Origin of the sequence: Alcanivorax quisquiliarum (assembly GCF_023051175.1) — a bacterium.
Lineage (GTDB): Bacteria > Pseudomonadota > Gammaproteobacteria > Pseudomonadales > Alcanivoracaceae > Isoalcanivorax > Isoalcanivorax quisquiliarum.
Genome location: NZ_JALKII010000005.1, coordinates 219,692 through 232,465, shown reverse-complemented (window position 1 = coordinate 232,465; position 12,774 = coordinate 219,692). Strand labels below are relative to the sequence as shown.

General features: G+C 63.4%; 12 protein-coding genes and 1 other RNA gene. 4 read left to right on the top strand and 9 right to left on the bottom strand.

What is annotated here, in order from left to right; genetic code table 11:
* Window position 1: 1 nt before the first annotated feature.
* The 9 genes from mraY to rsmI all read right to left on the bottom strand — a co-directional run bounded on the left by mraY (window position 2) and on the right by rsmI (window position 9,041).
* The gene (gene mraY / locus MU846_RS09520; protein ID WP_246952059.1) at window positions 2-1,084 is read right to left on the bottom strand and encodes a phospho-N-acetylmuramoyl-pentapeptide-transferase; all 1,083 of its coding nucleotides are present in this window, start codon (window positions 1,082-1,084) and stop codon (window positions 2-4) included.
* Window positions 1,084-2,427, bottom strand: coding sequence for a UDP-N-acetylmuramoyl-tripeptide--D-alanyl-D-alanine ligase (locus MU846_RS09515; RefSeq protein ID WP_246952057.1), 1,344 nt, complete (start codon window positions 2,425-2,427; stop codon window positions 1,084-1,086). The genes mraY and MU846_RS09515 overlap by 1 nt, the downstream gene beginning before the upstream one ends.
* Window positions 2,424-3,905: a UDP-N-acetylmuramoyl-L-alanyl-D-glutamate--2,6-diaminopimelate ligase gene (locus tag MU846_RS09510; protein WP_246952055.1), complete on the bottom strand. Its 1,482-nt coding sequence runs from the start codon at window positions 3,903-3,905 to the stop codon at window positions 2,424-2,426. The genes MU846_RS09515 and MU846_RS09510 overlap by 4 nt, the downstream gene beginning before the upstream one ends.
* The gene (locus MU846_RS09505; RefSeq protein ID WP_246952053.1) at window positions 3,902-5,623 is read right to left on the bottom strand and encodes a peptidoglycan D,D-transpeptidase FtsI family protein; all 1,722 of its coding nucleotides are present in this window, start codon (window positions 5,621-5,623) and stop codon (window positions 3,902-3,904) included. The genes MU846_RS09510 and MU846_RS09505 overlap by 4 nt, the downstream gene beginning before the upstream one ends.
* Window positions 5,620-5,904, bottom strand: a complete 285-nt coding sequence (ftsL, locus tag MU846_RS09500) for a cell division protein FtsL (protein WP_246952051.1) — start codon at window positions 5,902-5,904, stop codon at window positions 5,620-5,622. The genes MU846_RS09505 and ftsL overlap by 4 nt, the downstream gene beginning before the upstream one ends.
* Window positions 5,904-6,836: a 16S rRNA (cytosine(1402)-N(4))-methyltransferase RsmH gene (gene rsmH / locus MU846_RS09495; protein WP_246952049.1), complete on the bottom strand. Its 933-nt coding sequence runs from the start codon at window positions 6,834-6,836 to the stop codon at window positions 5,904-5,906. Before rsmH ends, ftsL begins: the two co-directional genes overlap by 1 nt.
* Window positions 6,837-6,880: 44 nt before the next feature.
* The gene (gene mraZ, locus MU846_RS09490; protein WP_246952047.1) at window positions 6,881-7,330 is read right to left on the bottom strand and encodes a division/cell wall cluster transcriptional repressor MraZ; all 450 of its coding nucleotides are present in this window, start codon (window positions 7,328-7,330) and stop codon (window positions 6,881-6,883) included.
* Between the two features lie 414 nt (window positions 7,331-7,744).
* Window positions 7,745-8,117: RNase P RNA component class A (rnpB, locus tag MU846_RS09485), an RNA gene on the bottom strand.
* A gap of 87 nt (window positions 8,118-8,204) precedes the next feature.
* On the bottom strand, window positions 8,205-9,041 hold the full coding sequence (rsmI, locus tag MU846_RS09480) for a 16S rRNA (cytidine(1402)-2'-O)-methyltransferase (protein ID WP_246952045.1): 837 nt from the start codon (window positions 9,039-9,041) through the stop codon (window positions 8,205-8,207).
* Between the two features lie 138 nt (window positions 9,042-9,179).
* Between rsmI and MU846_RS09475 the strand changes: the two genes are divergently transcribed.
* The 4 genes from MU846_RS09475 to MU846_RS09460 are packed head-to-tail and all read left to right on the top strand — an operon-like array spanning window position 9,180 to window position 12,628.
* Window positions 9,180-11,018: a penicillin-binding protein activator gene (locus MU846_RS09475; RefSeq protein WP_246952043.1), complete on the top strand. Its 1,839-nt coding sequence runs from the start codon at window positions 9,180-9,182 to the stop codon at window positions 11,016-11,018.
* Window positions 11,015-11,419, top strand: a complete 405-nt coding sequence (locus tag MU846_RS09470; RefSeq protein ID WP_246952041.1) for a YraN family protein — start codon at window positions 11,015-11,017, stop codon at window positions 11,417-11,419. Before MU846_RS09475 ends, MU846_RS09470 begins: the two co-directional genes overlap by 4 nt.
* Window positions 11,420-11,446: 27 nt before the next feature.
* Window positions 11,447-12,034: a phosphoheptose isomerase gene (locus MU846_RS09465; protein ID WP_246952039.1), complete on the top strand. Its 588-nt coding sequence runs from the start codon at window positions 11,447-11,449 to the stop codon at window positions 12,032-12,034.
* Window positions 12,035-12,628 carry a BON domain-containing protein gene (locus MU846_RS09460; RefSeq protein ID WP_246952037.1) on the top strand — a complete coding sequence of 198 codons (594 nt, stop codon included), beginning with the start codon at window positions 12,035-12,037 and terminating at the stop codon, window positions 12,626-12,628. It begins immediately after the preceding gene.
* The last annotated feature ends 146 nt before the right edge of the window (window positions 12,629-12,774 follow it).

Below are 12,774 nucleotides of genomic sequence, written 5' to 3'. Positions count from 1 at the left end.
ATCAACGAATCTTCAGGGTGGCCAGCCCTACCAGCACCAGGATCACGGTGATGATCCAGAACCGCACAATGATCTTCGGTTCCGGCCAGCCTTTAAGTTCAAAATGGTGATGAATCGGTGCCATGCGAAACACCCGTCGCCCGGTCAGCTTGAACGATGCGACTTGCAGCATTACCGACAATGTTTCCATCACGAACACACCGCCCATGATGAACAATACGATCTCCTGCCGAACGATCACCGCCATCACGCCCAGCACCGCACCCAGCGCCAGTGCGCCCACATCGCCCATGAAAACCTGTGCGGGATAAGCGTTGAACCAGAGAAAACCCAGGCCGGCGCCGCAGATGGCGGTGGCAATCACGACCAGCTCGCCACTGCCGGCGATGTAGGGAATATGCAAGTAGTTGGCAAACTCGGCGTGGCCGCTGACGTAGGCAAAAACGCCGATGGCACCTGCCACCAGCACGGTCGGCATGATCGCCAGGCCATCCAGCCCGTCCGTCAGGTTCACGGCGTTGCTGGTGCCATTGATGACGAAATACGTCAGCACGATATAAAACAGGCCCAGATTGATCGCCACGTTTTTGAAAAACGGCACGATCAGCTCTGTCTCGGCGGGTGATTGCGCGGTGAAGTAAAGCGTCAGCGCAGCCGCCAGTGCACCAATGGATTGCCAGAGATATTTCCAGCGTGCCGGTAAACCGCGTGGATTTTTCTGCACCACTTTGCGCCAGTCATCCACCCAGCCCACGGCGCCGAAGATGAACAACACGCCAAGGGTGATCCACACAAAGCGATTTTCCAGATCAGCCCACAGCAGTGTGGAAAGCACGATGGCGACCAGAATCAGCGCACCGCCCATGGTCGGTGTGCCGGCCTTGCTCAAATGGCTCTTCGGGCCGTCATCGCGAATGGCCTGGCCCACCTGATAAAAGCGCAGACGATCAATCATCACCGGGCCGACCACGAAGCAGATCACCAGCGCGGTCAGCACGCTGAAGATGGCGCGCAGTGTCAGGTACTGCACTACCAGGAATCCGGCGTGAAATTGTGTCAGATACTCCGCCAGCCAAAGCAGCATCAGTGTGTCTCCCCCAGTTTCCGCAGCGCTGCAACAACAACGTCCATGCGTGCGCTGCGTGATCCTTTGACGAGCACCGTGCCCCCGCCCTGCAACAACGGCAGTGCTTCCCGCACCGCCGCCTGATGATCGGCAGCAAAGCGTGCCGCCGTTCCGAATTCTTCGCCGGCAGGCCGGGCGCCTTCGCCCACGGCTACCAGCGCATCCAGCCCTGCCTCTTGCGCTGCGCGCCCCAGGCTTGCGTGAATATCGGCCGCCTGCGGGCCCAGCTCTCCCAATGCGCCAAGCACCAACATGCGCGGTGCAGGGCATTGCGCCAGCAATGCGATGGCCGCCCGCACGGAGCCGGGATTAGCGTTGTAGCTGTCATCAATCAAGGTGCCGCCGAGGCAGGGGAAACGATTGACGCGCCCTGGCACGGGCGGCATCGCGGCCAGCTTCGCGATCGCCTGTGACAACGGCACACCAGCGGCGTGCACAGCCGCCAGCGCCAGCAGCGCATTGCCGACCTGATGGCGGCCGGGCAGCGGCACAGCCACCGGATACGTGTCGCCGGCCACGCGCAGCGTAAAGCGCACGCCCTCGGCATCGGCTTCGATATCAGTGGCGGAGTAATCGGCATCGTGCTCGGCGCTGACGCGGCGCACATTCAACGCGGCATCCTCAGCACGGGCGGAAAAATAATCGGCAAATGCATCGTCGCCATTGATGATCGCGATGCTACCGGCGGCCATGCCGGAAAAGATTTCCGCTTTCGCGGCGGCAATGCCGCCGAGCGTGCCGAAGCCTTCCAGATGTGCGCCGGTCACATTGGTAATCAGCGCAATCTCGGGCTTGAGCAGTCCGCTGGTCCAGGCAATTTCACCCGGCGCACTGGCGCCCAGCTCGACCACGGCATAACGATGCTCTGCGCGCAGCGACAATAATGTCAGCGGCACGCCGATGTCGTTGTTCAGATTGCCTTGCGTGGCCAACGCCTCGGCACCGAGCATGCTGCGGATCATTTCCTTGACCGTGGTCTTGCCGGCATTGCCGGTGACACCGATGCGCGTGGCAGTGAATTGATCGGCCCAGCCGGCGGCGGTTTTCCCGAGAGCGTGCCGGCTGTCGGCCACTTGCACCTGGCTGGTAAACACCTCACTGGGCACTTCCACCAGCGCGGCATCGGCACCGGCGGCGGCAGCCTGGGGCAGAAACTGGTGTGCATCAAAATGCTCGCCACGCAGCGCAACGAACAAATCCCCGGCACGCAGGGTGCGGGTGTCGGTGCTCACGCGCTGGATATCCTTGTCGGTGCCGATCAGGGCACCGCCTGTCAGGGCTGCAATATGGGAGAGCTTCATGCGCGCGCCTCCCATTTTGCCAACGCCTGTTGCGCCAGCTCACGATCATCCATCGGGTAACGCTGGCCGCGAATTTCCTGCCAGGTTTCATGGCCCTTGCCGGCGATCAGCACCACGTCTTCGGCACCGGCTGCGGCGATGGTGGCGGCCACTGCTTCGGCTCGATCGACGATAATCTGCGCTTGCTCCGGCCGCACAAGCCCGCCGCGCATCTGCGCCAGAATGGCCTCGGGGGCTTCATCGCGAGGATTATCGCTGGTAAGCGTGACGGCGTCGGCCCGTTTCTCGGCTGCCGCTGCCATCTCTGGCCGCTTGCCGGCATCACGGTTGCCACCGCACCCGATGACACAGTGCAAACGTCCACTGAAATGCATTCGCGCAGCACGCAGCGCTTTGTCGAGGCCGTCCGGTGTGTGCGCATAATCCACCAGCACCACCGGGCCGTGGCCATCGGTGGCGCGCACCGGCTGCATACGACCCGGCACGGGCGTTACCGCGCTCAATGCCCGCGCCAGCGCAGCGGTGTCGTAGCCCATGCCGTACAGCACGGCGGCGACAGCCATCAGGTTGTCGAGATTGAAGCGACCGTAAAGGGGGGCTGCGGCCGCAACGGTTTCACCGGCCACACTCAGTTCAAAGGCGATGCCTTCGGCGCTTGCCTGCAACCGCTGGCAGCGCACCACCGCGTTCGGATGATCGCCGAACGTCACGCAGGGCAGCCGCTCGGGCAGCAACGCCGCCAGCCGTGCGCCAGCGGGATCGTCGAGATTGATGACCGCCAGGGACAGCTCGGGGCGCTCGAACAATTTCGCCTTGGCGCTCAGGTAACGCTCCATGTCACCGTGGTAATCCAGATGATCACGGCTGAGATTGGTGAACACGGCAATGGAAACAGGCGTGCCATTGAGCCGGCCCTGATCGAGCGCATGGGATGACACTTCCATCACCACCGCCTGCGCGCCGTCATCACGAAACCGGGCCAGTGCTCCTTGCAGCGTGACCGGGTCCGGCGTGGTGTGGCCAACATCTTCCAGCGCGGCACCAAAACGCAGCCCGAGGGTGCCGATCAATGCGCTGCGTTGGCCCAGGGCGTTGAGTGCATCACACAAAAACCAGCTGGTGCTGGTCTTGCCGTTGGTACCCGTGATGCCGGTAATCGTCATGGCACGGCCCGGCTCGCCAAACAGCCGCGCCGCGATCACGCCCAGCTGTTGCCGCAATGCAGGAATGCCGATCACCGGCACGCCCTGCTGATCCGCCACGGTATCGGTGGCTGTTTCTGCCAGTACCAGGCTGGCGCCGGCTTCGATCGCCTGCGCGATGTACGCCTGGCCCTGGTGCTGATGGCCGGACAACGCCACAAATGCATCGCCGACGCTGATGCGCCGGCTGTCCAGGCACAAGCGCGTCACTGGCAGGTCAGCCAGCGACGGTGGCAATGTGCGCTCGGGCAGCAATTGGTTCAGGGCGCAGCTCATATACGCCCCTCCTCACCGCCGACGCCGGCATAGATGCCGGCCGGCTGTTCAGGTTCGAAGTTCAGCATCCGCAGCACGCCGGCCATGATGTTGCTGAACACAGGCGCGGCCACCAGCCCACCGAAATAAGCTTCGCCACGGGGATCATCCACCACCACCACAGTGACGATGCGTGGGTCATCGGCAGGCGCAAAGCCGGCGAACAACGCCATGTAGCGGTCGTCCGCATAGCCGGCCGTGGTCAGCTTGTGCACAGTACCGGTCTTGCCTGCCACGCGATAACCCGGCACGGACGCGCGCCGTGCCGTGCCTTCGCTGATGACGCTTTCAAGCATGTTCACCAAGGCGTTGGCGTGCGCCTCGCTGATGATGCGTTCGCCCTGCGGCGGCTGCTCCACTTTTTCCAGTGAGAGCGGCAGCTTCACGCCACCGTTGGCGATCACGGCATACGCGCGCGCCAGTTGAAGCGCGGTGACGGAGACGCCGTAACCATAAGACAACGCCGCTGTCTCGATATCGCGCCAGCGCGTGCGGATCGGCATCATGCCGCTGCTTTCGCCGGGAAAAGGAATGGCTGTCGGCAGGCCGAATCCGAAGCGTTCCATGAAACCGGGCAACACCTGATCATCCATGGCCAGCGCCAGCTTGGTGGTGCCCACGTTGGAGGATTTGGTCAGCACGGTGGCGATATCGATGACACCGTAATTACGGTAATCGCGGATTGTCTTGTTGGCCACGCGAATGGTGCCGGGGCGGGTATCCACGGTGGAGCTGACATTCACCAGCCCGCTTTCCAGTGCAGCGGCCACCGTCAGTGGCTTGATGGTGGAGCCGGGCTCGAACACATCGGTGATGGCCCTGTTGCGCAGCGCCGCTGTTTGCACCCCCGCACGGTTATTGGGGTTGTAGGCCGGCTGGTTGACCATCGCCAGCACTTCACCGGTGCGCGCATCCAGCACCACGGCACTGCCGCCAGTGGCCTGATTGCGTGTCACCGCAGCCAGCAGCTCGCGGTACGCCAGGTACTGCAGACGCAGATCAATACTCAATGCCACGTTGCTGCCGGGGTGGGCTTCCTGCAGCACGGCGATATCCTGGATCACGCGGCCGTGCAGATCTCGCACCACGCGCTTGCGGCCTGGCTGGCCTCGCAGCCGTGCATCCATCGACAGCTCGATGCCTTCCTGGCCCACGTCATCAATATTGGTGAAACCGACCAGATGGCTGGTCACTTCGCCGGCCGGATAATAGCGGCGATATTCCGTCAATGGATAAATGCCAGGCACTTTCTGCGCCAGCACTTGCTGTGCCTGCTCAGGGGCCAGGTGCCGGGCCAGATAAATGAATTCGCGGCTGGCGTTGGCTTCCACTCGCTGGGCCAGCGTGCGGCTATCGACCACCGGATTGCCGGTGAGCTTCGACCACTGCTCCCGGGCTGCCAGCACTTCACGCGGGTTGGCCCACAAGGTGGTGACCGGCGTGCTGACCGCCAGCGGCCGGTTGGCACGGTCGGTGATGACACCCCGATGCGCCGCCAGCGGCTCGATGCGCAAGTTGCGCAGTTCGCCCTGGCGCGCCAGAAACTCGTGTTGCATCACATGCAGATCGACGGCCCGCCAGCCCAGCAACAGCGCACCGGCAGCCAGAAACGCCAGCACGACACGTAGCCGCCTGGCGCTATAACCTGCCTGTTTTCCCTGACGCCGTGCTCCGCTCATGGACGCACCACCACCCTTTCATTATTCGACGGCTGCTTCATGTTCAGCTGTTCGCGTGCCAGCCGTTCCACCCGTGCATACGAGCCCCAGGTGCTTTCTTCCAGGAGCAATTGCCCCCACTCCGTGTGCAGCCGATATTGCTCGCGCTGCATTTGCTGCGATTGCGCGGTGAGCTTGCGCGCCTGATGCACGCTGTAACTCACCGCCAGCGCCGAGATCACCACCGCTGCGGCCAGCAACAGCCAGATCATCGGGCGCGGCGTGGCGGCCAACGCTGCCATCAGGCGGCTACCTTTTCTGCCGCCCGCAACACAGCGCTGCGCGCGCGGGCATTGCCAGCGACTTCCGCATCACTCGCCTGCCGCGCCTTACCCAGCACGCGCATCAGCACAGGCTGCGGGGGCACCGGCAGCCCACGCGGCTGTGGCGTGCGGCCGGCCGCATCGCGCATGAACAGCTTCACCAGCCGGTCTTCCAGCGAGTGAAAGCTGATCACCAGCAAGCGGCCGCCGGGTGCCAGGCATCGCAGCGCCTGATCGAGCACCGCTTCCAGCGCGGCCATTTCCTGATTCACATGCATCCGTATCGCCTGGAAGCTGCGCGTTGCCGGGTGCTTGCCGGGCACACCACGGCCCAGTACCGATTCGATCAACGCTGCCAGTTCAGCGGTGGTCGCCAATGGCTGCTGCCGGCGCTGCTCGACGATGCGCCGGGCAATCGCCCGAGAACGCTTTTCTTCGCCATAGCGATACAGCACATCGGCGATGTCTTTTTCATCGGCGCGGGCCAGCCATTGCGCGGCACTCTCGCCGCTGGTGGGGTCCATGCGCATATCCAGCGGCCCGTCGCGCATAAAACTGAAACCCCGGGCCGGGTCGTCCAGTTGCGGTGACGACACACCCAGATCCAGCAATACGCCATCCAGTGGCCGACCGACCTCGGCCACCACCTGCTCGAGACAATCAAAACGGCCGGCGCGAATGCGAAAGCGTGCATCGCTGCCGGCCAGTTCTTCGCCCGCGGCCACCGCCTGCGGATCACGATCTATGCCCACCAGCAGGCCGCGCTCATCCAGCCGCTGCAACAAGGCGCGGCTGTGGCCACCACGGCCGAAGGTGCCGTCGACGTAGAAACCGTCTGTCCGGGTAGGCAACAACTCCAGCACCTCCTCCAGCAAAACCGGCTGGTGTGCGTACTGCTCAGGTTGCGTCATGGTGTGGCCCTTGTGGCTGTCGGATTGAAACGTCAGAACGCGGATCAGAACGCCAGCTTCTGTACGCTCTCCGGCATCGCCGCGAGATCCATCTGGCTGTATTGCTCCTGCTCTGCCTGCCAGGCGGCCTCGCTCCATACCTCAAAACGGTGGATCTGCCCGACCAGCATGGCGCGCTTCTCCAGGCCGATCAGGTCACGCAATTCGCCAGGCACCAGATAGCGCCCGTTAGCATCCATCTCCAGCTCCACCGCCTGGCCAAGAAAGCGGCGCTTGAGGTAGCGCACCACCGGCTCTGCATCACTGAGGCTTGCCACCTGCCGGGCGACGTCCTGCCACTGCTGCTCGGGATAGAGCGAAAGGCAGTTGTCGTAGGGGTGATGCGTGAGCACTACTCGGCCGCCGCAGATGCGCGTCAGCGCTTCACGGTGCCTGGTCGGTACTGCCAGACGCCCCTTGGCATCTACGTTTAGGGCCGTGCGCCCACTGAACACGCTGCTTACCCCGCTGCCGGTTCCTTCCGCCTGGCTTGGCCAGGCTGTTCACCGGGAGCCTCACAACCGATCGAACCAGTCGAAAAACTCCCGAAAATCCCACTTGTTCCCACAATTCTCCACATTGCGACACTCTAGGGCCGCAGCAATTTCAAAGTCAAGCGACGCCGGGTCAGCGAATGTAAAAGAAAGCGTTTGTGAATCAGTGATTTAGGGGTTATTCGGGCTATCGGGGCCCTGATGGGAGAGAGAAGGAGCGAAGTGAATCAGCGGCCTGGGCAGACCACGTGAGGATTTACATTAACTTCTAGACCGATTGGCTATATGAAAAAGACATATTGCCACCGCCAAGTTATAAACAGCAGCAGGGAGGCGCTGTTGGGAACAGCACCTCCCCGCAACCGTGACCCAGTTCAGGTGAACCAACCGATAAGCCGGGTTCTGTCGTGGACAGTCATTCATCTGGGGCCGGCGTCGCCACCGGCCTCTAGCGACCTACCCGTGCCCAGCGCGGGCCGCGCCATGGGGCACCTATTTGGTCTTGCTCCGGGTGGGGTTTACCCTGCCACAACGGTTGCCCGCTGCGCGGTGCGCTCTTACCGCACCTTTTCACCCTTACCTGTGCCACCTTCCGGAGAAAGGGCCATCGGCGGTCTGGCTCTCTGCGGCACTTTCCGTAGCCACGCCGTCGCCAGCGTAGCCCCCAGGCGTTACCTGGCACCCTGCCCTGTGGAGCCCGGACTTTCCTCCAGCGGCTTGCGCCGCCAGCGACTGTCTGGTTGGTTCGGCCGCTAGTGTAGCGGCGCCCCTGCTGCCACGCCAGCGCGCAAACCGTTTCGCGCTCCGGCACATCGAATGCTCGCTGCCGCCTGCGTCAGCCACCCGCGCTCAACTGCTCAAGCCAGTCGTAAACAGCCTGTCGTTTGCGCCCTGACACCGATGCCAGCACTCGGGCTGCACGGGACACGGGCAACTCGGCCAGCAACAGCCGCGCCAGTGGCTCAAGCTCGGCATCACGGGCTTGCCCCGGTGTCGCACCTGCCAGCACCAGCACCACTTCGCCTTTCTGCTGGTCTGCATCCTCGGCCACACGCTCGCGCAGCGCACTCACGGTGGAGCGGATCACTGTCTCGAAACGCTTGGTGAGTTCCCGGCACAGCGTGATCTCACGCTCCCCTGCGCCCGCTGCCTCCATGCTGCCCAGCAACGACAACAACCGGTGCGGCGCCTCGAACAGCACGGTCGTGGTGCTGTGGGCCAGCACTTTGCTCAGCGCTTCTTCACGCGCTCCGCCCTTGCTGGGCAAAAAGCCCTCGAACAGAAAGCGATCCGTGGGCAAGCCGGCGACAGCAAGCGCGGCCAGCACGGCACTGGCGCCGGGCACCGGCACCACCTCAATGCCGGCCTGCTGGCAAGCCCGCACCAACCGATAACCCGGATCGCTCACCAGCGGTGTGCCGGCATCCGAGATCAGCGCCACCGACTGGCCTTGTAAAATTTGCGCGACCAACTGGCCGCTGCGTTCATCTTCATTATGGTCATGGCAGCTCACCAACCGCGCCTTGATGCCAAGTGCGTCCAGCATCACACCGCTTCGGCGTGTGTCTTCGGCGGCCACCACGTCCACCTCGGAAAGCACGCGCAATGCGCGCTGCGTCATGTCTTCAAGATTGCCGATCGGGGTGCTGACGACAAACAAAGTGCCGGCCATGGCGGGAACCTCTGCAAACGGCGGCCATCACAGCAACAGGCGCGAACTGCAACGCATGCAGCGACCTGCTTGGTGGTGGGCTATAGATGAAGCGCCTACAATAGCCGCTTCGTTTCTACAATTCGACCGCTGGTGATCATGCGCTACCGTCTGCTGGTTTCTGTCTTGTGTCTGCTTGCGCTGCTGAGTGCCTGCACTACCCGCCCTGGCGCGCCGCCCGGCGCCCGCCCCGAGCACAGCCAGGTATTGCCGGCGCCAGCCAATACCGAAGCCGCTCTCTCGCAACTGCGGCAACGTAGCGGCGAGGCGCAGGCCGAGCTGGCGATGGCCTGGGCGCGCAGTTATCTGGCGGCCGATCGTGTCGGCGACGCGGAACTGATGCTGGCGAAGGTTGACGGTGCACAACTCAGCGGCACCCAGCGGCTTGAATGGCTCATGCTGCGTGCGCAACTGCTGCTGGCGCGTCAGGATGCCGACGGCGCGCTGGCCATCCTGACCAACGACAGCCGCTATCGCACCGGCCAGCTGGTGCAGGCGGCGGCGCCCGCCGTCCAGAACCGTTACCGGCTACTGTACGCCGACGCGCTGGCAATCCAGGGTGATCTGCTGGCCAGCCTGCGTGCGCGCGTGGCGGCCGATGCCATGCTCCGCGACGATGCCCTGCGCTACAACCAGCAAATGATCTGGGCACTGCTGATGCAGCTGCCGCAATCCAGCCTGGATGCGCTGGCGCAGGATATTGAACCGGAGCTGGCCGGCTGGGCGGAGCTGGCGCAGCTTTATCGCGATCCAATGGCGGACATTGATCGGCAGGTGAGCCGTCTCGCCGAGTGGGAACGGCGCTGGCCGGGGCACCCGGCCAACCTCGACAAGCCGGCCATGGTGCAGGCGCTGCAACAGGCCGTGCGCGACCGGCCCCGGCAACTGGCCGTGTTGCTGCCGGAATCCGGCCCGCTTGCCGGCGCAGCGCAGGCGGTGCGCGATGGTATGCTGGCCGGTTATTACAGCGCCCTGGAGCAGGGCCACACGGTGCCCGAGTTCCGTTTTTACGATACCCGGAGCGACGAGCTGTTCACGCTCTACAACAAGGCGCTGGATGACGGTGCCGATTTCATCATCGGCCCGCTGGACAAGGAACAGGTGACGGCGCTGGCGCAAGTGCAGGCACTGCCGGTCACCACGCTCACGCTCAATTACAGCGATGAAACAGCGCTCTCCGACAACCTGTTCCAGTTTGGCCTCGCACCGGAAGATGAAGCCCGACAGATTGCCCGGCAAGCCTATAGCGAAGGCGCACGCCTGGCTGGCGTGCTTTACCCGGGCACCGAGCTCGGTCAGCGGCTGGCCATCGCCTTTACCGATACCTGGCAAGCACTCGGCGGTATCGTTACGGCGCAGCGTGCTTATGGTGATGACATCAGCAACGATGTGCGGCGCATGCTGGCGGTGGACCAAAGCGCCGCCCGCTCCCGCGAAGTGGCGCAGTTCGTCCGCGAGCAGGTTCATCTGGAAGGCCGCCGGCGCCAGGACCTGGATTTCATCTTTCTGGTGGCAAGCCCGCTGCACGGCCGCCAGCTCAAACCAGCGCTGAATTTCCATTACGCTGAAGACTTGCCGGTGTACGCCACGTCGCATATTTACTCCGGCCAGCCCGAGCCACGCCGCGATCACGATCTCAACGGCGTGCGCTTTGTCGATGCGCCCTGGCTGCTGGATCAGGATTCCAGCCTGCATCAGGCTGCTGCGGCCGCCTGGCCGCAAGGGCACGGGCGCTACGAGCGACTGTTTGCCATGGGCATTGATGCCTATCGATTGCAAGCACGGCTGGCGTTGCTGCGGGAAGTGCCCGGCAGCAGCCTGCCCGGCGCCACCGGCGCGCTCTCACTGGATGATCACCGCCGGCTGGTGCGCGAGCTTGATTGGGCCTGGTTCCGCAGCGGCCGGCCGCAACGGCAGCCGGTGGTGCTGCACCCTTGACGTCGCGTGTGCGCTCCCTCATCGAGCGCCTCGGCCCCGACCGCCGCAGCCGGGGCGCGAGCGCCGAGCAACTGGCAGAGCGCTGGCTGATCGAACAGGGCCTGACGCTGGTGACCCGCAATTATCGTTGCCGCATGGGTGAAATTGATCTGATCATGCGGCATCGTGCCTGCTTGGTATTTGTCGAGGTGCGCTGGCGCAGCGGTAGCGGCTTCGGCAGCGCTTCCGCCTCGGTGACTCGCAACAAGCAGCAGCGGCTGATACGCGCCGCACGGCATTACCTGGCCCGGCACCCACAGGCCGCCGATCTTGATTGCCGGTTCGATGTGGTGGGTATGGCGCCGGGTGCCGCCGGGCGCCCGGACTTTGAATGGATACAGCATGCCTTTTATGCTGAATAACACGGTTTGATTCGGAGTAGATTCCCAATGAGCGTAGAACGCATCCGGCAGATGTTTGTCGATAGCATTGAAACCAAGGTACAGGCGGCCGAAGTGCTGCCGGCCGTGATCGAAGCCGCCGGCGCACGCATGGTCGAATCGCTGCTCAACGGTGGCAAGATTCTCACCTGCGGCAACGGTGGTTCCGCAGGCGATGCACAGCATTTTTCTTCCGAGTTGCTGAACCGCTTTGAACGGGAACGCCCGGCACTGCCCGCCGTGGCGCTGACCACCGATTCCTCCACCGTGACTTCGATCGCCAACGATTACAGCTATAACGAAATCTTCTCGAAACAGATTCGGGCACTGGGTAACGCGGGCGACGTGCTGCTGGCCATCTCCACCAGCGGCAATTCGGCCAACGTTATTCAGGCGGTACAAGCCGCACATGATCGCGATATGACCGTGGTAGCGCTCACTGGCCGCGAAGGCGGCGAAATGGCGAACCTGTATAGCGCTGGCGATGTCGAAGTGCGCGTGCCGTCGAAAAGCACAGCTCGCATTCAGGAAGTTCATCTGGTCGTCATTCATGCATTGTGTGATTACATCGACCAGCAATTGTTCGGAGGGGAATAAATGGCAGGCAAGGCATGGCGTGTGCTGATGTCGTGCGGCCTCGCTCTGGGCCTGGCTCTGGGAGGCGCCGGCTGCGCCAGCATGACCGCCTCCTGGTCCGATGAGCCTGTTGATCGTGACCATGGCAAACGTACGTGGGGTGCACGCATCGAAGACGGCAGCATCGAACGCAAGGTGCGCATCAACATGCTGCGCGACAACCCGCGATTCTCGTCGGAAGCCTCGTTCGAGGTGATCAGCTTCAACGGCAACGTGCTGCTGGTGGGCGAGGTGCCCGATGCCGAGCTGAAAGCACGCGCCAGCGATATTGCCGGCCGCGTTCGCCATGTGCGCAATGTGCACAACGAGCTACAGATAGGCCCGCCCAGCTCATGGCTGGCCGGCTTCAACGACGGCTGGCTGAGCACCAAAGCCAAAAGCCGGCTGTTGCTGGATAGCGAAGCACCCGGCCGCCGCACCAAGGTAGTGACCGCCAACGGCGTGATTTATCTGATGGGGCTGCTGACACGCGCCGAGGCAGATGCAGTGGTGGCGCAGGTGCAGCGCGTTTACGGCGCACAAAAAATTGTGAAGATCATCGAATATATCGACTAGCGTTTGCCTGCGGCGCCGCCGAACATTGCGTGGGCTGGCTGTGGCTTTGAGTCGAGAGTGAGAGCTACCCCCATAATCACCCTCTCTCCCCGCCCCTCATTGGCCTCACTCACCCTTCGGGCCAGCGATTAAGGGGCTGGGGGAGA